General features: G+C 72.5%; 16 protein-coding genes and 1 pseudogene. 5 read left to right on the top strand and 12 right to left on the bottom strand.

Features of this window, described 5'->3' with window-relative positions; translation table 11 throughout:
• Positions 1 to 89 precede the first annotated feature (89 nt).
• Together JNW98_RS36485 and JNW98_RS04220 are read right to left on the bottom strand one after the other, a co-directional pair.
• Positions 90 to 686 carry a Clp protease N-terminal domain-containing protein gene (locus tag JNW98_RS36485; RefSeq protein ID WP_308015474.1) on the bottom strand — a complete coding sequence of 199 codons (597 nt, stop codon included), beginning with the start codon at positions 684 to 686 and terminating at the stop codon, positions 90 to 92.
• Positions 687 to 692: 6 nt separating this feature from the next.
• A complete protein-coding gene (locus JNW98_RS04220; protein ID WP_223766690.1) occupies positions 693 to 917 on the bottom strand; it encodes a hypothetical protein in 225 nt (74 codons plus the stop codon).
• A gap of 134 nt (positions 918 to 1051) precedes the next feature.
• On the opposite strand from JNW98_RS04220, the gene JNW98_RS04215 reads away from it, so the two are divergent.
• Together JNW98_RS04215 and JNW98_RS04210 are read left to right on the top strand one after the other, a co-directional pair.
• A complete protein-coding gene (locus JNW98_RS04215) occupies positions 1052 to 2563 on the top strand; it encodes a DNA-3-methyladenine glycosylase 2 family protein (protein ID WP_223766689.1) in 1512 nt (503 codons plus the stop codon).
• Positions 2564 to 2778: 215 nt separating this feature from the next.
• Positions 2779 to 3309, top strand: coding sequence for a methylated-DNA--[protein]-cysteine S-methyltransferase (locus tag JNW98_RS04210; protein ID WP_223766688.1), 531 nt, complete (start codon positions 2779 to 2781; stop codon positions 3307 to 3309).
• An 87-nt stretch (positions 3310 to 3396) separates the two neighbouring features.
• On the opposite strand, the gene lanKC is transcribed toward JNW98_RS04210, so the two are convergent.
• The 6 genes from lanKC to JNW98_RS04180 form a co-directional block, all read right to left on the bottom strand.
• A complete protein-coding gene (lanKC, locus tag JNW98_RS04205; RefSeq protein ID WP_223766687.1) occupies positions 3397 to 6255 on the bottom strand; it encodes a class III lanthionine synthetase LanKC in 2859 nt (952 codons plus the stop codon).
• Between the two features lie 186 nt (positions 6256 to 6441).
• Positions 6442 to 6630, bottom strand: coding sequence for a hypothetical protein (locus JNW98_RS04200; RefSeq protein WP_223766686.1), 189 nt, complete (start codon positions 6628 to 6630; stop codon positions 6442 to 6444).
• Positions 6631 to 6856: 226 nt separating this feature from the next.
• Positions 6857 to 7597 (bottom strand): SIR2 family NAD-dependent protein deacylase, encoded by a 741-nt coding sequence (locus tag JNW98_RS04195; RefSeq protein ID WP_223766685.1) that lies wholly within the window; start codon positions 7595 to 7597, stop codon positions 6857 to 6859.
• A gap of 170 nt (positions 7598 to 7767) precedes the next feature.
• On the bottom strand, positions 7768 to 9114 hold the full coding sequence (locus JNW98_RS04190; protein WP_223766684.1) for a radical SAM protein: 1347 nt from the start codon (positions 9112 to 9114) through the stop codon (positions 7768 to 7770).
• Between the two features lie 278 nt (positions 9115 to 9392).
• On the bottom strand, positions 9393 to 10358 hold the full coding sequence (locus JNW98_RS04185) for a MerR family transcriptional regulator (RefSeq protein ID WP_223766683.1): 966 nt from the start codon (positions 10356 to 10358) through the stop codon (positions 9393 to 9395).
• A gap of 592 nt (positions 10359 to 10950) precedes the next feature.
• A complete protein-coding gene (locus tag JNW98_RS04180; protein ID WP_223766682.1) occupies positions 10951 to 11298 on the bottom strand; it encodes a hypothetical protein in 348 nt (115 codons plus the stop codon).
• Between the two features lie 11 nt (positions 11299 to 11309).
• On the opposite strand from JNW98_RS04180, the pseudogene JNW98_RS04175 reads away from it, so the two are divergent.
• Positions 11310 to 12535, top strand: a pseudogene (locus JNW98_RS04175) (DUF5954 family protein).
• 149 nt (positions 12536 to 12684) lie between these two features.
• On the opposite strand, the gene JNW98_RS04170 reads toward JNW98_RS04175, so the two are convergent.
• Positions 12685 to 14679 (bottom strand): hypothetical protein, encoded by a 1995-nt coding sequence (locus JNW98_RS04170; protein ID WP_223766681.1) that lies wholly within the window; start codon positions 14677 to 14679, stop codon positions 12685 to 12687.
• Positions 14680 to 14835: 156 nt separating this feature from the next.
• On the opposite strand from JNW98_RS04170, the gene JNW98_RS04165 reads away from it, so the two are divergent.
• Entirely contained in the window at positions 14836 to 15024 is a 189-nt protein-coding gene (locus JNW98_RS04165; RefSeq protein ID WP_223766680.1) for a hypothetical protein, read from the top strand.
• A gap of 42 nt (positions 15025 to 15066) precedes the next feature.
• Here JNW98_RS04165 and JNW98_RS04160 read toward each other — a convergent pair whose 3' ends face one another.
• Positions 15067 to 16788, bottom strand: coding sequence for a BCCT family transporter (locus JNW98_RS04160; protein ID WP_223766679.1), 1722 nt, complete (start codon positions 16786 to 16788; stop codon positions 15067 to 15069).
• A gap of 187 nt (positions 16789 to 16975) precedes the next feature.
• Between JNW98_RS04160 and JNW98_RS04155 the strand changes: the two genes are divergently transcribed.
• Positions 16976 to 18091, top strand: a complete 1116-nt coding sequence (locus JNW98_RS04155; RefSeq protein WP_223766678.1) for a glycerate kinase — start codon at positions 16976 to 16978, stop codon at positions 18089 to 18091.
• 306 nt (positions 18092 to 18397) lie between these two features.
• On the opposite strand, the gene pssA is transcribed toward JNW98_RS04155, so the two are convergent.
• Positions 18398 to 19252, bottom strand: a complete 855-nt coding sequence (gene pssA / locus JNW98_RS04150) for a CDP-diacylglycerol--serine O-phosphatidyltransferase (protein ID WP_223766677.1) — start codon at positions 19250 to 19252, stop codon at positions 18398 to 18400.
• Positions 19239 to 19895: a phosphatidylserine decarboxylase gene (locus JNW98_RS04145; RefSeq protein ID WP_185943551.1), complete on the bottom strand. Its 657-nt coding sequence runs from the start codon at positions 19893 to 19895 to the stop codon at positions 19239 to 19241. The genes pssA and JNW98_RS04145 overlap by 14 nt, the downstream gene beginning before the upstream one ends.
• Positions 19896 to 20015: the final 120 nt, after the last annotated feature.

Genomic DNA, 20015 nt, shown 5'->3' with positions numbered 1-20015 from the left:
TTCCCGTTTCTTGCGGGGGCCGTGCCCCCGCACTCCCGAAACCGCGCTTCGTGGGGTTGTCCTCAATCGCCCGACGGGCTGGTTCGGCCTCACGCCGCCCGTCGCAGGTGGGCCAGCAGGTCGGCGCGCAGCGTCTGCGGGTCCGTGCCGAGGGTTCGGAGGACGCGTACCGTCGGCGGGTGGTCGAGGGCCAGGGCGCCCAGGACGACGTGCTCGGTGCCGATCCAGTTCTCCTTGCGGGCGAGCGCCTCCCGCAGGGACTGCTCCAGGGCCCGCTTGGCCTCCCGGGTGAACGGGATGTGGTGCTGCCGGGACCCCTTCGCGGAGCGGAACGGCCTCCAGCGGGAGGGTGACTCGTCGGTCCCGTCCGGCCCGCCGTTCCCGTCCAGTGCCCCCGGCCCGAACGACCGTTCCGCGCGGGCACGTACGGCCGAGAGGTCGATGCCCAGCGAGCGCAGCGCCTCCGCGTCGTCCTCGTCCAGCCCGGCCGCCGACCGGATCGCCTCCCGGCACGTCTCGGGGGTGATGCCGAGCCGGAAGAGGGCGGCGCCGCCCAGCGACTCCGGGCGGCCCGCCGTGGCGGCGAGGAGGTGTTCGACGCCGATGCGGGAGTGGCGCAGGGCGCGCGCCTCCTCCTGGGCGCCGATGACCACGAACCGGGCTTCCTTGGTGAAACGTTCGAACATCGTCGTCTACCTCCGGGCGTGCTTCTTGTGGACGGCCTGCCTGCTCACACCCAGTTGGGTGCCGATCTCCTCCCACGACCAGCCCAGCCTGCGGGCGTTGTCGACCTGGAGGGCCTCAAGTCGTTCGACCAGCCGCCGCAGCGCGGCGACGGCGCGCAGCCCCACGCGGGGGTCGGTGTCCATGGCGGCCTCGGTGGTGCCGACCGCGTCTTTCGCGTCTGTTCCGGCCATGTGTCAACCATGGATGACAGAGGTGTGGCGCGTCAACCGTCATTGACGGATGGATGGGGGCAGGCCGGTCTCCGCCGACGGCCATGTCGGATTTCCGCCAGCCTCCGGCGGCCGCGGCACCGATCCTTTACTGCATGCACACCGACTTCGACCGTTGCGTGCGGGCCGCGCGGTCCAAGGACCCCCGCTTCGACGGCTGGTTCTTCACCGCCGTCCTCACCACCCGCATCTACTGCCGTCCCAGCTGTCCCGCGGTCCTGCCCAAGGACCGGAACATGAGCTTCTACCCGAGCGCCGCCGCCGCGCAGCAGGCCGGGTTCCGGGCCTGCAAGCGCTGCCGGCCCGACGCGAGTCCCGGCTCGCCGCGCTGGAACGAACGCGCCGACGTCGTCGCCCGCGCCATGCGGCTCATCGCCGACGGCACGGTCGACCGGGAGGGCGTGCCCGGCCTCGCCGCCCGGCTCGGCTACAGCGCCCGGCAGATCGAACGCCAGCTGCTCGCCGAACTCGGCGCCGGACCGCTGGCCCTCGCCCGCGCCCAGCGCGCGCAGACCGCCCGCGTCCTCATCGAGGCCGGTGAACTCCCCATGGCCGACGTGGCGTTCGCCGCCGGCTTCGCCTCCGTCCGCGCCTTCAACGAGACCGTCCGCGCCGTCTTCGCCCTGACCCCCACCGAACTCCGGGCCCGCGCCGGGCGCGGCCGGCCGCCGGTCACGCCCGGCGCCCTCACCCTGCGCCTGCCGTTCCGTGCCCCGTTCACCCCCGACAACCTCTTCGGCCACCTCGCCGCCACCGCCGTCCCCGGCGTGGAGGAGTGGCGCGACGGCGCGTACCACCGCACCCTGCGCCTGCCGTACGGGCACGGAACCGTCGCCCTCCGGCCCATGCCCGACCACATCGCCTGCCGCCTCGCCCTCTCCGACCAGCGCGACCTGGCCGGGGCCATCAGCCGCTGCCGGCGGCTGCTCGACCTCGACGCCGACCCGGAGGCCGTCGACGCGCTGCTGCGGACCGACCCGCATCTCGCGCCGCTGATCGACAAGGGGCCGGGGCGCCGGGTGCCGCGTACGGTCGACGCGGAGGAGCTCGCGCTGCGGGCCGTCCTCGGGCAGCAGGTGTCCACGGCCGCGGCCCGGACCCTCGCCGCCCGGCTGGTCACCGCCCACGGCACCCGGGTCGGGACCTCCGGCGGTGACTCCGGCGGTGGCTCCGGCGGGCTCACCCACCTGTTCCCGTCCACCGAGGCCCTGGCCGCCCTCGACCCCGCGTCCCTCGCCATGCCGGCCGGCCGTCGCGCCGCCTTCACCCGCCTCGTCGCCGCCCTCGCCTCCGGCGAACTCGACCTCGGGGTGGGCGGCGACCGGGATCGCGCCCGGGCCCGGCTCGCCGAGATACCCGGCATCGGGCCCTGGACCGCCGACATCATCGCCATGCGCGGGCTCGGGGACCCCGACGCCTTTCTGCCCACGGACCTGGGCGTGCGCCGGGCGGCGGCCGGGCTCGGGCTGCCGGCGACGCCTGGTGCGCTGACGCGGCACGCGGTGGCCTGGCGGCCTTGGCGGGCTTATGCCGTGCAGTATCTGTGGGCCACGGATGATCACCCGGCTGCCCGTATGCCGGAGCGCCCCCGGGAGGGGCGCGGATGACGGGGGTGGGGTGCCGGGGGTGTGCGCCCCGTGTGAGGTGTGCCCCAGTCCCACCCTTTCACCGTTTCTTCCGGGGCTCCGCCCCGGACCCCGGCATCGCGGTTTCGCCGCGAGGTCCTCGAACGCCGGACGGGCTGAAGGGCCGACGGCGTACCCTCCGGTAGTACGAGCCCCAGCCTGCCCTTGACACCGAACGGAAGCGAACAGAACCCGCCATGTCCGCCGTACACACCGTCATCGACAGCCCCTACGGCCCCCTCACCCTGGTGGCCGCCGACGGCTCCACGCTCTCCGGGCTCTACATCCTCGACCAGCGGCACCGGCCCGCCGACGAGAAGTTCGGGCGGCCCGACGACAGCCCGTTCGGCGAGGTCACCCGCCAGCTCAAGGCGTATTTCACCGGTGAGCTGACGCGCTTCGACGTCCCGCTCGACCTGCGCGGCACCCCGTTCCAGCGCCGGGTCTGGGACGGGCTCCTGGAGATCCCCTACGGGGAGACGATGTCCTACGGGGAGCTGGCCCGGCACATCGGCGCGCCCAGCGCCTCCCGGGCGGTCGGGCTCGCCAACGGGAAGAACCCCGTCTCGATCATCGTCCCCTGCCACCGAGTGATCGGCTCCGACGGCAGCCTCACGGGCTACGGCTGGGGCGTGGAGCGCAAGCAGCGGCTGCTGGAGCTGGAGGGAGTGGAGCTGGGGAGGGTGGGCGGCAAGCAGGGCTTGCTGAAGCAGGATTCCCTTTTCTGATTTCCGACCCGCCCGGTCTCGACCCGCTCAGTTCCGAACCGCTCGGTTCCGACCCGCTCGGTTCCGACCCGCTCGTTCCGGCTCCGCTCAAGCCGCTCCGCCCGGTCGGCGCCCGGCGCACGGGATCAGGTCGTCGACGACGAAGTCCCGGCTCCCGTCGGCCTCGGGACCGGCGTCCGCCCTGAGCAAGCGGTCGAGGAAGGCGACGACCCCCGCCGTCCCGGTGGCCAGGTCAGCGCTCTCGCGGACCGCCTGCTCTCCGGGGAAGCCCGTCCCCTCCGGGCGGTCCACGCGGAAGAGGAGGACGCCTTCCGCCACCGTCCAGGCGGCTCTCCGGTACTCGGGGTCGCCGGTGAACCGCCACACGTCGAGCAGCGCGTTACCCATGCCCGACAGCCCGTGGAAGAGCTGCGGGAGAACGGCGTACTTGTGGTGGACGTTCTCGACGAGCGGGTCCAGCCACCGTGCGAGCCCGTCGTCGGGCCGGACGGCCAGGTAGCGGATGAGGGTGGTGAGGACGCCCGCGGAACCGGAGTCCCAGTAGCACCTGGGCACGACGGCCTCCGCTTCCCCCTCCAGGGGGACCATGGCCGGGAACCCCTCGAACTCCGCCCCGTGCCGGACCCCGTACGCCAGGTCGTGCCCGAGGGCGGAGCGGCCGAGGGCGAAGGCGCGTTCGTCGTGCGCCGCCAGGGAGAGGCAGAGGAGGAACAGCGCGATCCCGCTGCCGCCGGTGGCGTAACCGAGCGGTACGTTGCCCTCCGGATCCGGCCAGTACGGGCCCCGGGGCCCGCGGAGGCGGGTGTCCCTGAGCCGCTCCCCGGCCCGGACGGCGGCGTCGAGGAAGTCGTCGCCGTACCCGTCGAGCCAGAACCGGAGGCAAGCGATCCCGTAGCCCGCCAGTCCGTGCAGCACGTCGGGCGAGGCGTCGAGCAGGGGGTGCCGGCCGGCCCGCCGCAGGAGGGCGGCGGCGGCCTCCGGCCGGCCCAGCTCGGCCAGGACCCAGGCGATGCCTGCCTGCCCGAGGTAGAGGCCCGGCGGGTACGCGTCGTCGGTGATCTCCCGGCCGGCCAGCCAGCCGGTCAGGCGGGGCGGGACCGCGCCCGGGCGTCCGGTGTGGTGCAGCGTGTGCAGGACGCCCGCGGCGCCGTAGGCGACGGAGAGCGGGTTGGTCTCGAAGACCGCGGGGTCCGCGGGGAACAACCGGTCGTCGCGCTCCGGCGTGGCGGTGCGTTCCAGGTAGCGGAGGGCGGCGGTCCGCGCCTCCCGGGCGAGTTCGCGCGTGCCGCGATCCGGTGACCCGTCCGCTCCAGGGCGATCGGACGCCGGTCCCCAAGCGGCTGTCGGACCCGGGGCCCGCCCCGGACCCGACGTACGGGCCCCCGGACCCGACGTACGGGCCTCTGGACCCGACGTACGGGCCAAGGCCGGAGCCGACGCCGTGACGGGGACGGTCGCCAAGGCCGCGATGACCTCGTCGATGTCCCGCACGTGCCCGGAACCCGGCCGTTCCGTCAACTCGTCGAGCAGTGCGACGAACGGACCGGACAGCCCGAGGTCGCCGGTGAGCCCGGTGAGGAAGCGGCGGCGCGACGGCGCGTACAGCTCGGTCATCGCGTTCGCCAGCATGACGCTTCCGAACACCACCGCACCCAGCGCGTAAAGGTCGTTGGCCCGGTCGGCGACCCCCGACCGCACCGCCTCGGGCATCGCCATGCCCGGCGTGTGGAGGCCGACGGGCGGGTCCACGCCTTCCTCGACGGCGCATTCGAGGTCGATGACGCGGATTCCGCCCTCGTGCGGAACGATGACGTTGTTGAAGGAGAGGTCTCCCAGCACGACGCCGCGGCGGTGGGCCGCTCCGATCGCCCGGGCCAGTCGCACCCAGTGGGGGCGGACGCCGGCGTAGTAGTCGTCCAGGGCGGCCCGGGTGAGCCCCGCCCGGTAGAGCGGATTCGTCCTGATGGTGTGGCGGCCCAGATGCTCACCCGGCAGGTACTCCTCGACGAGAAAGGTGTGTCCGCCCTCCTCGAAGATCTCGATCGGGCGTACGTAGAAACCACAGTCGGAGAGGGTGCGCAGGATGCGGTACTCCTTCTCCAGCAGCCCTATGGCGTCGAGGCGGCCGGATCCCACCACGATGTGCGGCCGGGCCTCCTTCAGCACGGCCGGTCGGCCGGTGGACCGGTCGTCGGCGAGGTAGACCCCGCCGCGATTGGAGAAGCCGAACGCCGACGTCACGCGGAAGCGCCCGTCGTGGAGGGCCGGCGCCGTCCCGGCCCCCGCCGGCGGCGGTCCGTCCGGGGCGAGCGGGTCGGTCAGCCACTCCGGGAGGTGCCAGTACGGGAGCCGGACGTCGGGGACGTACGTTCCGTCGCGGTCGGCGATGACGAACCGGCGGCTGCCGTCCGGCCGCAGCAGCGTCCGCGGGCTGAAGCCGCCGTACCGGTAGTACACGCACGAGGACCGCGGCCACCTCCGGTCGGAGAGGACGTACGGGCCGTCGAAACCGCGCAGTTCCCGCGTCAGGGTGTGCCCGAGGCGGAGGAACGCCCGGTCGTCGGGCGGGTAGAAGGTCATGAACTTCCCGCTGGAACCCCGGGGCCACAGCTTGCCGTTGACCTCGGCCACCGTCCGCGAGTCCACCAGGAACTTGAACGGCACTGCGGCGTCCACGGCGCATCGGGCCGCTCGCTCCAGGCACGCGGGGGAGTCCTGGGAGCGCACCGCCACGTGGATCTTCCAGCCCTGCTCGGGGGCCGGGACCGACGTGGCGCGGGGCGACTCGGCGACGTACCAGAGGCCGCTGCGGCGGAGCGTCCACCCGGGGGGCGCGAGGGCCTCGAACACCCCGGCGTGCTCCGGGTCCGGCGTGTAAGCGTCCGCGCTCTCGAACCACCTGGGGTGGTACTGCGCGTAGGCGTTGAGGAGTTCCCAGTCGTGCATGACACCGCCTCGTCGTGCATGGCACCGCCTCGCGGTCGTCCAAGGGCACGTCGGCGGGGGTGGACACCGCGGACGGTGTTCCGTCCACCCGCATTCGGGCGGCGCCGCTCGCGTGGGACGGCACCGGGACCGGGGATGCCGCGTTCGCGATGGTGGTCGGGGACAACCGTCCCACGTTGGGCACTGTCACTTCAGGGTGGGGCCACCGCAGCTGTTCTGGTAACAGGAGGTGAGGCTCACGTATCCCCTGATTTCCTGGGCGTCACGGCCGCCTCCCGCGTGTGCGAGAAGCACCTTCTGCAGTTCGAGAACCGAGGGCATCACCTGCTGGGCGAGTTCGGTGGCCGACGTTCCCGATGTGGTCGGTTCCGTCATGTCGTCCACTCCCGACATCGACGAGTCTTCTGCGTTCCGAATGGTGCACCGACGTTGATCGGTCCGGTGGCGCACGGCCCTTCCGGGAGCAGGCGGCTCACCGGCCTCCGGGCCGAGCGCTCGACACGTGCGGATCGCCGCACAGAGCGGCATCATTTCCAGCGTGCGCCGCGTCCTCCGCGTCCGCAATTCGCATCACGCGCGCCGCCCCCGCCTCACGACCCCCTCAGCTTTCCGGACGCCCCTCCCACCGCCGCAGCAGTGCCGGCAGCGCCGTTCCGATCGGTTCCCGGATCAGCTCGTCCGCCCGTTCGTCGTACGGGGTGGGCTCGGCGTTGACGATGATCAGTCGGGCGCCGTGGTCGGCCGCCACTCCGGCGAGGGACGCCGCCGGGTTGACCATCAGGCTGGTGCCGGCCGCGACGAAGACGTCGCACGCCTTGGTCACCGTCAGCGCGTCGCCGAGCACGGCGGGGTCCAGCGGCTGCCCGAACATCACGGTCGCCGACTTCAGGATGCCGCCGCACGCCTCGCACGCCGGGTCCGGGTCGCCCGCCGCGACGCGCTCCAGCGCGGCCTCCATCGTCGAGCGCGCGTCGCACTCCGTGCAGACCACCGACCGGGTGGAGCCGTGCAGTTCGAGCACCTTGCGGTCCGGCAGGCCGGCCGCCTGGTGCAGGCCGTCCACGTTCTGGGTGATGACCCGTACGGGTGTCCCCGAGCGTTCCAGCCGGACGATCGCGTCGTGCGCGGCGTTCGGGCGGGCCCGGAGGGTGGGGGCGTCGCGGCGCATCAGCCAGGAGCGGCGGCGGATCTCCGGGTCGTTCATGTAGTACCCGTAGGTGACGAGCTTCTCCGCTTCCGGGTCGCGGCGCCAGAGGCCGTTGGGGCCTCGGTAGTCGGGGATGCCGGAGTCTGTGGAGACGCCTGCTCCGGTGAGGATTGCCACCAGGGGGTTCTTCGCCATGGGGTGAGGGTACGGAGTGGTGGCGGGCGGGGCGAGGGGAATTCGTCCGGCGCGCTGTGCGCGCCGTGGGTTTTGCGCCCCGGTCCCTCCCCCAGAGGGGGCACCCCCATTCACCGTTTCTCGCGGGGGGCGAGCCCCCGCGCCCCCGAAAGCGGCTTCGCCGCTTGTCCTCAAGCGCCGGACGGGCTGGGGGTGCTCGACGGGCCGGAGTCGTCCGCCGGCAGGCTGTCCATGAACGAGCTCACCGAGAACACCGCCCGCCCCGGCCCCGCCGGGCCGTAGCCGGGCGGGGACGTCAGGCCGAACTCGTCCATCGTCGCGCGGTAGGTCTGGAGCAGCCGGATGTGGTACTCCAGCGGCGCGCCCTCGGGGTTGGAGCGGCCGAGCGGGGTCGTGGGCTCCGGGCACCAGGTGGTGAACCGGGGGGTGATGCCGCGGGACATGAAGAACCGCAGCCCCTCCGCCGTCGAGTCGACGGCCTCGCCGACCGAGGTGAAGCCGGCCGGCGCGGCCATCTCCACGCCCGCCACGAAGTTGGGGATGACGTTCCGCGGGCCGAAGACCTCGGCCGAGTCCAGGATGCGGCGGTGCCACTCGTCGCGGCCGACGTAGCGCTCCTTGCCGGGGCAGTAGAGCTCGAACAGACGCCGGTCCCACACCTCGTAGTTGGGGTGGTAGATGCGGATCCCGTAGTCGTGGAACCGCTGGACGTCCGCCTTCGGCAGGGCCTGGGCGACGACCTTCCCGGTCCAGCGGCCGGGGAAGCGCTCCTCGATCGCCTGCGCGTAACGGCCGTAGAAGTCCGCCTCGGTGAGGCCGTCCACCCGGGAGGTGATGGAACCGCCGGTGAGGGTGTACGCGCGGGAGGCGCCTGCCGTGTCGTGCTTGTCGATGATCTCCAGCGCCTCGAGCACCTCCTCCACCGACTTCACGCCCGTGTACGGGCGGCCGGCCGCCTTGTGCTGGCGCCAGTTGTGGTTGATGTCGCAGTACTGGCACTCCTCCTTGGCGCCGAAGTACTGGCAGACCCGGAAGACCGTCAGGTAGATCAGGTAGCCCCACTGGATGGTCGGGGCCACCTCCATCACGGACTTGCCGTTGGCCAGCGTGTGCCGGTAGTAGTCCGGCATCGGCGGCAGGCCCACGTCCGCGATGTGCCGGCCGTCCAGCATCAGGCCGAGCGTCCCGTCGGGGGTGACCCCGACCCGGTAGGGGGACTGGGGGTTGACGCGCACCGAGACGACGGTGCGCCGGAGCCCGTAGGGGCCGCCGGTCAGCACGATCTCCTCCGGCGGCCGGCGCAGGGCGGCGGCGCCGAGTTCGGGGAGGGTGCGGTGGTCGAAGGAGAAGATGAAGTAGGACTTCGGCTTGACGTCGCCGCCCTCCTCCCCGGTGAGCGCGGACTCGTCGAAGGCGATGCCGCCGCGCAGCAGGTCCTCCTTGATGACGGCTTCCCGCGGCACCCCGGGGAAGCGGTGCATCAGGTCCTCGACCTCTTCCGTACGGCTGCGTTCCATGACCGCTCCCTCTCCCCGTCCCTCGCGTCCCGCTTCGTCGGACAGCACCGTCCTCGTCGGACCAAACCGTCCTCGTCGGACCAAACCGTCCTCGTCCGACCGAACCGCCCTCGTCGAACCGAACCGCCTCCATCGGACAGCGCCGCCCCGGCGCGGGCAACGACGCGCAACGGAGTGCGCCGGGGCGGCACTCCGCCGATGCTAGCGCGCGGGTACGGGACGTCCGGGACCTAGGTCTTTCGGCGGATAGCGGACACTTCGCCACTGCGCGGGGTTCGTCACCCGCGCGAGGCCGACTCCCGGCGGGGGTGCCGGCGCAGCCAGTCGAGGACCTGCCCCGCGTGCCGGTCCGGCGGGAACACCGGGTAGAAGACGTGCTCCACGAGACCGTCCCGGACGACGAGGGTGAGCCGCCGGAACAGCCGCCGCCCGCCCGCCTCGAAGGTCGGCAGCCGCAGCTCGTCCGCCAGCCGCAGCCCGGGGTCGGAGAGGACGGCGAACGGCAGCCGCAGCCGCTCGGCCATCTCCCGCTGGTACGCGGTGTCCTGGCCGGACAGCCCGAAGACCCGCGCCGCGCCGGCTGCCGTGAGCTCCTCGTGGTGGTCGCGGAAGCCGCACGACTCCGGGGTGCAGCCGCGGGCCCCCGGGATGGCGTTCCAGCCCTCGGGCAGGTCGGTGCCGGGCCGCCCGGTGAGCGGGTACACGTAGATCACGGACCGGCCGGTGCCCAGCGCGTCCAGGCGGACGGACCGGCCGTCCGTGCCCGGGAGTTCGAGGGGCGGCAGGGCCTGTCCCGGCAGGGTGTCGCAGGCGCCGTCGTCCTCGGGGACGGGCAGGCCGGCGGGCAGAGTGGCGAAGTCGTGCATGGGATCTCCCGGTGGGACGCTGCTGTTGCGGTGGGCGGCCTCGTGCAGGTGGGCGGTCAGCGCCGCCCGGCGGGCGGTGAGGGCGTCGATCCGGCGGGTCAGGTCGTCGATCGCCGCCCGGTAGCCGGCCAGCGAGGCCGGGCAGTCGTCGGCGTACGGCCGGCCGGCCGCCAGGCAGTCGAGGAAGGGGCGGGTGTCCTCGACGGGGATCCCGAGCCGGTTGAGGGCCTTGATCTCGCCGATGACCCGGACGTCGTGCTCGTCGTAGTCGCGGTAGCCGTTCGCCAGCCGGTCGGGCACGACCAGCCCCAGCGATTCGTAGTACCGCACCGCCTTGACGGTCACGCCCGCCCGGTGGGCGACGTCGCCGATCCGCATGCCGCTCCCCTCCGCTGCTGTCTCACGGAGGCTAAACCCTGCCCTTGGGGGCAGGGTCAACCCTTAGGGGCAGGGGCAACCCTTACTGGGAGGGTCGGTCAACCCTTCATACCGGTCGTCATGCGCATGGATCGCCGAGGAGTCCCGGACGCGCGCATAGAGCTCGCTGCCGTCCGTGACCACCGTCCCGCACAGGTCGCACAGATCCGCCGGGACCTCGTCCCCGCGCTCGGGATCGTCCACCCGCCCAGTCTCCCGCAATCCACCGCCCTCAGCCCGCCAACCGGTTTGGGTCGTACTGCTCCGGGGGCTCAGCGAGGCGTTCGAAGGGGCGCGGGAAGTTCGGCATGACCGTGCTGGACAAGTTGCGCACCCAGCCGCAGCTCCTGCCCCGGCAACGCGGCCTCGCGCGCTGGCCGAGACGGCACCCGACACGCCACCGACAACCACGACCTCGCCGACCCATTGACGGCTTCCTCGTTTCCGACAGCCGCAACGAATGCGGCCCCTGGACCGGCATCGCCAAGGGACGGGATGGCCGTATTCCCGACTGCGATGCGCCTGGTCGGTGCCGGACGACCGGATTCCCGTCCTAGTCGAGCACCAGATTCCCGTTCTCGTCGGCGACGTGGGCCTCCCCGGTTTGCACCAGTTGCTTCGACTGCGGCCTGTACCCCGCGTGGACGTCGAACTCGGAACCCGCCGCGGCGCCCGTGACGCCGGATGTCACGAGGGCGTAGGCACGGGCAAGCTCCGCCAGCGCGGCGGACGCCTGTCCGGGCGACGTGTCGGCGACGTGTCGGGCCTCGGCGCCGATGGCCCGCAGCAGGTGGTCGCGGGCTTCGGTGACGGCGGACGGTTGGGCATCTCGGACCGTCGGGGGGATCTGCCGGATGCCTTCGTCGGCGACGGCTGCGGTGGGTTCTTCGCTGGTGGTCATGAGCGCTCCTCATGCTGCATGCATCGGATCGGCGTCGACGCGTCCCAAAGATCATTCATGGTCTCGAGGACCGGCCGCGGCAACCCGCCGGTGATTGGCCCGTTCCAGCCGCCCGATGGCGTGAACAGGCACGGAACGACGCCGTTCGGTTGGTTGGGGACGACCCGACGGTGGTGCGCCTTCCGGTGGAACCGGTCGAGGCCGCCGTCGAAGCCGACGCCCTGGACGCGCTGCGCCGCGAAAGCGTGCTGATGCTGCGGGGCCCGCTGTTCGGGGTGGCAGCCCAGTCCCCGGCAGACGCCGGGCGGTGGCGCGTGGTGTGCCCGATCACGAACGGCTGCCCGCAGCTGGCACGCGACAGCTCAACTCCGTCTTGTGGTACCAGGCGTACGCAGGCGAGGACGCACCCGCACCGCCCCTCGACAAGGCCGTGCGCCGCGAACTGCTCGCGGCGGTGGAGCGGCTGGAGACCGAGACGGTGGACGACCTGGACGTCGCCGGCACCCGCTACCGGGTGGTGCGCGCCGAGGAGTACGCCGTCGCCGGCCCGGACGGCATCGAAGGCCCGCGCCCCACCGACCCCGAGCAGCCCGTCCCCAACTGGGACCGCGCGCACCGCGACCGCATGCTCGACGACGGCCTGGTCCTCGACATCGCCGCGCCCGTGCCCCCGGCGAACGCCGTGGAGCGCTGGTCCCTGCGCACCTTGCACTACACGGGCGACCGATTCCCCGACGACGTGCGCGCCGACTCCGCCCGCGCCCTGACCACCCACCCCGAGGTGCTGCTGCTCCCCGCGGTGTTCGTCCTGGTCGAGCACGACGCCGACCACGACGAACACCGCTGGAAGCCTGCCAGCGGCGCGCACGCCTCCGTGCACGATGCCCGCAAGACCCTCGACTTCACGCTGACCTACATACTGCCGCGCCAGCACGACCTCATCCCCTACGCCGCCGTCGGCGAAGACGCCACCACCTACCGCACGGCCGACGGGCAGGCCGACCCGGCGCTGGCCCCGTATGCGGAGGCTTCGGCGGCGCTGCGGACCGGCATGCTCCACCGGCTCGAATTCCTCGGCACCATCCACCAGATCTGCCGCACCCGCCGCCTGATCCGCTGGGGCCCCGAGGGGCCGGAGGGTCCGCGCCCGTCCGACGTGAACAGCCAGCCGCCGACCCACATGCACCTGAGTCTCGACGAGGACGGGCACGTCATTCCCGAGGACGAAGAGGCGTGAATACCGCCGGCATCTGGCGGGGCGGACCCTGGTCTGCGTATCCGCCGCGTCGCGTGAACCCGGCGGGTGAACGCCCCCGGGCGGCGGGCCCGCGCGGACCCGCTAGGCGGAGACCAGGTCGGCCCCTTTGGTGATCAGCGGCGCAGCGGTCACTCGGTGCCGGGGCCCCGGTAGGTGAGGTAGAGGCCGCGGGCCTGCATCACGGGAGTGGCGTCCCAGAAGGCGAGGCTGGGTGTGTCCGCGGTCCACGCGCCGGGGATTTGGGTGAAGGCGCTCCAGGTGGAGCCGTCGAAGGAGACGGCCCAGTACAGGCTCTGGTCGCCTTTGGGGCCGCGGGTGGCGATGTACAGCTTGGTGGTGCCGAAGGCCGCCAGGCCCACGCCGATGCCGGGAGGGACCTTGCGGTCGCCGGGGAGCGGAAGGGCCGACCACCTGGTGCCGTCGAACACGACCGACCAGAGGGTTCCGTCGTGCTGCGCCGAGCTGTCGGGGTACTGCATCGCGTAGACGCAGTAGAGCTTGTTGTTGAACACCGCGAGCGCCGGGCTGCCGGTGCTCCTGAGGCCGCCGATGTCGCCGGCCACCGGGGTGAAGGGGCTCCAGGTGGTGCCGTCGGGCGCGGTGGCGTGCATCAGCCTGCCGTCGGCGCCGTCGGCCACCACGCAGTGCACCGCGTTGTTGAAGACGGCCAGGGCCGGGCCGTGGCTGCTGGTCACGTCGGGGAACTTGTACGGGGCGGCGGTGCTGACGATCCCCGAGTACACCGAGCGGTCGGTGCCCGCGCCCCGGACCGCGAAGATGGTCTTCGTCCCGTGCTGCGCCAACGCGGGACGGGCACCGCTGCTCACGTGCCTCAGGTTCCACCATCCCTCCCAACCCAGGCCGGTGCCCCGGCGCCCGCCGAGCGACTGCCCGCTGCTGTCCGTTACATACAGGACGTTGAGGTCGTTCCGTTGGGCCACGGCGGGCCCGAACGGGCTCGACCCGATGACGGCGTAGGCCTCGTTGCTGCCGAGGATCCTGTAGGAGATCTGCGTGCTGGCCGTCGGCTGACGGAGGGCCTGGGTCCGGCAGCCGAAGGTCAGCCGGTAGTGGCCCGAGGAGGTGAAGTCCAGGACGGTGTCCCTGCCGTTCAGCGCCTGCAGGCCCGCGCGGGTGAACGCCACACTGCGATCGCCCACCAGGTCGTCGTCGTTGACGAGCCACCCCAGCAGCCAGTCGATCAGCGCCGCCACGACCGCGATGACGGCCGCGAGTGCCGCTTCCTGCTTCTCGCCGTCCTGCATGATGCCCACCGCGGCCCGCGAGCAGGTGTCGGCCACGTCGCGCAACCGTGCGCGCAGTTCACCGAAGAGGTCTCCCTGGTCCTTCTCCCAGCACTGGATGTTCGTGATCAGGTGCTGGGCGACCTCCCCGGCGAACACGTACGCGTCGGCGGCGAAGTCCCTGCTCTCGCCGGTGTCCACGTCACCGAACTGCGGTGAGGCGTAGGTGCTGCGCGCGGCGCAGTCGGCGCCGGCGGCGAACGCCCAGTGGATCTCGTCCGAGCCACCCCACTGGTCGGCGGTGTCGCGCACACACGTGAACCGCTTCAGCGGCAGTTCCGTGGGCAGCACCAGCGCGTCGGGCACCTCCTGGCGCGGCGCGGTCAGCACCGTCGCGCCGGACCCGGTCGCGGCCATCGCCTCCAGGAACGCCGCGTCGTCCACCGGCTGCCCCTCGGCCAGCGTGGTGACGTCGACGATGCTCACGTTCGGCTGCGCCAGAATGCCGGGTGCCAGGGCGGACAGGTCGCGGCCCAGGTCCGCGAACGTGTACGGCTCCCCGACCTCCAGGTGTCCCACCTCGGCGGGGAAGACCCGGTCCACGGCCGCGGGGGACGCCTCCCGGTACGCCTTGCCGGCCGCGGCGATCTCCTCCTCGGGAATGAACCCGCGCAGCACCTCCAGCAGGCTGTCCTCCAGCTCCGACAGCTCCAGCCCCTGCTCCTGGCGGGCCGCGGCGTGCAACGTGGCACCGGCCAGGACGTTGGCCGGTCGGCGCAGCCGTAACCGGTCCACCGACCGGGAGACCTTCGGATCGTCGCTCAGACCGGCCTTCAACCGGGCAATGCGGTCATCGGAGTTGGTGTGGAGCTGGGTCATGCATCACTCCTCCGGTCGGGCGGGGCCGCAGGTCAGCCCCCGGAGGAAACCTAGCGAGACGCAACCGGAACGTTCACCGGAACAGGGCATAACGGCTGGATATCGTGGTTCGCCGCCTAAACCGGCCATACTCCGGGCCGCCCTTCACCGGCAGGCATGGCCTGGACCACTGCCGACGTGGCCATGCGCGTCCCCGAACATACGGCCTCGGCGACCTTCAGGAACGGCTGTTGGAGTGTGCCGGACTTGGTCGCGGACGGCACCGTGAACATCGTCGACCGTGACGCGGCGATCCTGCTGTGGGAAGAGCGTGTGCAGGGTCGTCGCCGTCACGCATGGCGCTGACCTGTGAGCCTCGGGTTTGGACACAGGTTCTTACTGGGAAGGTCAGGACGGCCGGCCGTCGCCGCCGTCCCCCTCCCCGCGCTCCCGGGCGCTCTCGGCGACCCGCCGCAGCCGGGGGTGGCGCACCGGGCCCGGCCCCTGCTCGGTCATCGCCTCCCCGACCATCGTCCGCAGGGCGTCCCGCAGCCCGTGCAGCGCGTGGTGCCGGGCCGGCCCCGCGCCCGGGTCGGCGCGCAACTCGGTCAGCAGCGACCAGCACAGCGCCAGCATCACCAGGACGAACGGCAGGGCGACGAGGATCGTCGCCGACTGCAGCGACTTCAGCCCGCCGGCCACCAGCAGCACCGCCGCCACCGCGGCCATCAGCACACCCCACGTGACCACCAGCCAGTTCCGCGGGTGCAGGGCGCCACGGCTGGTGAGGGAGCCCATCACCAGGGAGGCGGAGTCGGCGCTGGTGATGAAGTACGTCATCACCAGCAGCATGGCGATCCAGGACACGAGGGTGGCCAGCGGCAGCGTGTCGAGCAGGGCGAACAGCGACGCCTCCGCGCCCTGCGCGACAGTCCCCGCCATGTCGGCGGCGCCGGTCATGTCCAGGCGGAGGGCGCTGCCGCCCATCACGCAGAACCAGACGATCGTCGCGCCGCTGGGGACGAGCAGGACGCCGATCAGGAACTCGCGGATGGTCCGGCCGTGCGAGATGCGGGCGATGAACGTGCCGACGAACGGCGCCCAGGACAGCCACCACGCCCAGTAGAACACCGTCCAGGCGCCGAGCCAGGCGGAGTCGGTGAAGGCTCCGGTCCGGGTGGCGAGGGTGACGAGGTCGTGCAGGTAGGCACCGGTGGCGGCGGGGACGGTGTTGAGGACGAAGACGGTGGGGCCGAGGAGGAAGACGAACAGCATCAGACAGGCGGCCAGCGCGATGTTGAGCGTGCTCAGCCACTTGACGCCCTTGTGCAGGCCGGAGAAGGCGGAGAGCACGAACGCGGCGGAGAGGGCGCCGATGACGACGAGTTCGACGGACGTCGAGTCCTTGATCCCGGTGGTGATGTTCAGCCCCTTGGCCACCTGGAGGGCGCCGAGGCCGAGGCTGGTGGCGGTGCCGAAGACCGTCGCGAAGACGGCCAGCAGGTCGATGATCCGGCCCGGCCAGCCGTCCGCCTGCTCCTTGCCCAGCAGCGGGACGAAGACGGAGCTCAGCCGGTTGCCGCGGCCCTTGCGGAAGCCGGCGTAGGCGAGGGCGAGGCCGGCCATGCCGTAGATCGCCCAGGGATGCAGCGTCCAGTGGAAGAACGAGTACTCCAGCGCGGTACGGGCGGCGGCCGGCGAGTCCGGGGCGGCGCCGCTGCCCGGCGGGGGCGCGACGAAGTGCTGGAGCGGTTCACCCACGCCGTAGAACATCAGGCCGATGCCCATGCCGGCGCTGAACATCATCGCGATCCAGGCCAGGTTGCCGAACTCCGGCCGGTCGTCGTCCGCGCCGAGCCGGATCCGGCCGAACCGGCTGAGCGCGATGACCACGCACAGGACGAGGAACACGTCGGCCGCGATGACGAACAGCCACGCGAAGTTGGACAGCACCCAGCCGAGGGCCGTGGTGGAGACCCGGTCGAAGGAGCGTTTGCCGAGCGCCGCCCAGGCGACCACCGCCAGGACGGCGGCGGCGCCGACGGCGACCAGGGGCGGGTCCGGGCGGTCGTCCCGCGACGAGGGGGCCGAGGGGTCCGGGGAGGACGCGTCGGAGGTCTCGGTGCTCATGACGCCCCACTATGGCCGGATTGGGGCGCATTCCCCGGGCTGGCACGCCGCCCGGGGGAACGCCGAGGGGATGCCGAGGGGATGCCGAGGGGATGGGCACCGCCCCGGCCGCCCGGATAGGGTGCGCGGGCGCGGCGCGACCAGGGATCACCGGACCATCGGGGACCATCGGACCGAGGAGCAGCAGATGGCGGACGCGCGGGTGCTCATCGCCGCGGACAAGTTCAAGGGCTCGCTGACGGCCGTCGAGGTCGCCGCCCACCTCACCGCCGGACTGCGCCGGGCGGCGCCCGGCCTGGACGTGACGGCGCTGCCGGTCGCCGACGGGGGTGACGGAACGGTGGACGCGGTGGTGGCCGCCGGGTTCACCCGGCGTACCGCGCGGGTGACCGGGCCGCTCGGCGAGCCCGTCGAGGCGGCGTGGGCGCTGGCCGGTGACACGGCCGTCGTGGAGATGGCGGAGGCGTCCGGCCTCCGGCACGTACCGCCGGGGCGGCGGGCGCCCCTGACCGCCACCACGTACGGCACCGGGGAACTGGTGCGGGCCGCTCTCGACGCGGGTGTCCGGCGGATCGTGCTCGGCGTGGGCGGCAGTGCCACGACGGATGGCGGGGCCGGCATGCTCGCCGCGCTGGGGGCGCGGTTCCTCGACGGCTCGGGGCGGGCTCTGGGGCCTGGGGGAGGGGCGCTCGCCGGTCTCGTGGAGGCGGATCTGTCCGGGCTGGACGGGCGGCTGGCGGGGACGGACGTCGTTCTCGCCTCCGATGTCGACAATCCGCTGACCGGGCCCTCGGGGGCGGCAGCTGTCTACGGCCCGCAGAAGGGGGCCTCTCCGGCCGATGTATCCCTCCTGGACCGCGTCCTCGGCCGCCTCTCGGACGTCCTCGCCCCCTCCCGGGCCTCTGCCCCCGGCGCCGGTGCGGCCGGGGGGCTGGGGTATGGCGCGCTCGTCGGGCTCGGGGCCGCTTTCCGGCCCGGGATCGAGGTGCTGCTCGACGTCGTCGGGTTCGCTTCCGCGCTGGAGCGCGCCGATGTGGTGATCACGGGGGAGGGGTCGCTGGACGCGCAGACGCTGTACGGGAAGGCGGTCCAGGGGGTCGCTACGGAGGCTTCGGCTCGAGGTCTGCGGGTAGTGGCTGTGTGCGGGCGGCTGGAGCTGGGGTGGGGTGATCTTGCCGCGCTCGGGATCGGGCGGGCGTACGCGCTGTCCGAGCTCGAACCGGATCCGGAGCGGTGCATGGCCCAAGCGGGCCCGTTGCTGGAGCGGGTGGGGGAACGGATCGCTCGCGAGGCGCTCGGCTGAGCGCCGAGGGGGGTTTTGCCCCGGTCCCGCCCTTTCACCGTTTCTTGCGGGGGCTGCGCCCCCGCGCCCCCGCACCCCCGAAACCGCGCTCCGCGCGGTTGTCCTCAAACGCCGGACGGGCTGGAATGCGGGCCCGGGCGCGAAAACCAGCCCGTCCGGCGTTTGAGGACAACCGCGCGGAGCCGCTTTCACCGGGGTGCGGGCCCTCCCGCAACGGTGAAAGGGCGGGACCGGGGCACCCCCGCGCCGAAGGCGCGAAAAAGGCCCCGGGCATTCGCCCGGGGCCTCATCCGAAAACTCCGAAAACTACGGCAGCTGCGCCGCCCGAGCCTCTCGCCGGTTGTCACGGAAAGTGTTCACCCGCCGCGCAGTGGCGAAAAGCGGAATCACCGCACCGAGCACGACCTGCAGGGCGCACCCCGTCTGAAGGAGCAGCTCCCCACCGGGCGCGTCGAACGCCCAGGCAGCCAGCAGCCCCATGCTGAGCACGATCCAGCTCAGCATGGCGACGGCCAGTCGCCCCCGCGGCTTCGGGTACTCGACGCGGCTCACCATGAGCCACGCGACACCGACGATCGCGAGCAGGGTCGGCACGAAGGGCAGCTCCAGCAGGACCACGGAGACGACCGTGAGGGCGCCGAAGGGGCTCGGCATGCCCTGGAAGATCCCGTCCCGCAGCGTGACGCAGGAGAAGCGGGCGAGCCGTAGGACGACCGCCAGCAGGACCACCACGGCCGCGACCGCGGAGACCTTCTGGTGGGCGCCCTGGGCGACGACGCCCCAGACGACCACGAAGTACGCGGGGGCGAGGCCGAAGCTGATCAGGTCGGAGAGGTTGTCCAGCTCCGCGCCCATCGCCGAACTGCGCAGCTTCCGCGCCACCAGGCCGTCGAAGAGGTCGAAGACGGAGGCGAGCAGCATCAGCATCACCGCGGTGGCGGCGTTGTTGCGCGCCATGCCGCCGTCCTCGTTGTTGGTGAGGTGCGGGATGAGGATGCCGGTGGTGGTGAAGTACACCGCCATGAAGCCGCAGATCGCGTTGCCCAGGGTGAGGGTGTCCGCTATCGACAGCCGCGTGGAGAGCGGCATGTCGTCGACGTCGTCCTCGGGCTCCGCTTCCGGGACCCAGGCCGCCTGTGTGTCGGGATCAATCACGGTCAAGGCGGGTCACTCCTGCTGTCGTGGCTTGTCCCACCTCGACGGCCGCCTCGACGCCCTCCGGCAGGTAGACGTCGACGCGCGAGCCGAAGCGGATCAGGCCGATGCGCTCGCCCTGCTCCACCTTGGTGCCCTGCGGGACGTAGGGCACGATGCGCCGGGCGACGGCGCCGGCGATCTGCACCATCTCGATGTCACCGATCTCGGTGTCGAAGTGCCAGACGACGCGCTCGTTGTTCTCGCTCTCCTTGTTGAACGCCGGAACGAACCCGCCGGGGATGTGCTCGACCGACGTCACCGTGCCGGCCAGCGGCGCGCGGTTGACGTGGACGTTGAGCGGGCTCATGAAGATCGCGACGCGGGTGCGGCCGTCCTTCCAGGGCATGATGCTCTGCACCACGCCGTCGGCCGGGGAGATCACGCGGCCCTGGGCGATCTCGCGTTCCGGGTCGCGGAAGAACCACAGCATGCCGGCGGCCAGCGCGGTCGTCGGCACGGCGAGCGCGGCCCAGCGCCCGGAGCGGCGGGCGCGCGTGAGGCTGACCGCCGCCGTGGCGACGGTGGGGAGGAGCCACGGCGATGCTCCGCGCGCGAGGCGTACACCGAGGAGGCTGTCGCGTGGTGCAGAGGTAGAGCTGTGGGGCATGGGTGACCTTCGTAGCGGAGGGTGCCGCATTAACGATCGGGGGACGGCGGCTTTCCGGCGATGCTATCGGTTGCGACCGACAACTGGCTAAGCGCCAGGGCCAGTAGGTGGCCGGACATC

This window comes from Streptomyces huiliensis, assembly GCF_020037025.1.
Lineage (GTDB): Bacteria > Actinomycetota > Actinomycetes > Streptomycetales > Streptomycetaceae > Streptomyces > Streptomyces huiliensis.
This window is presented reverse-complemented; position numbering and strand designations above follow the sequence as displayed.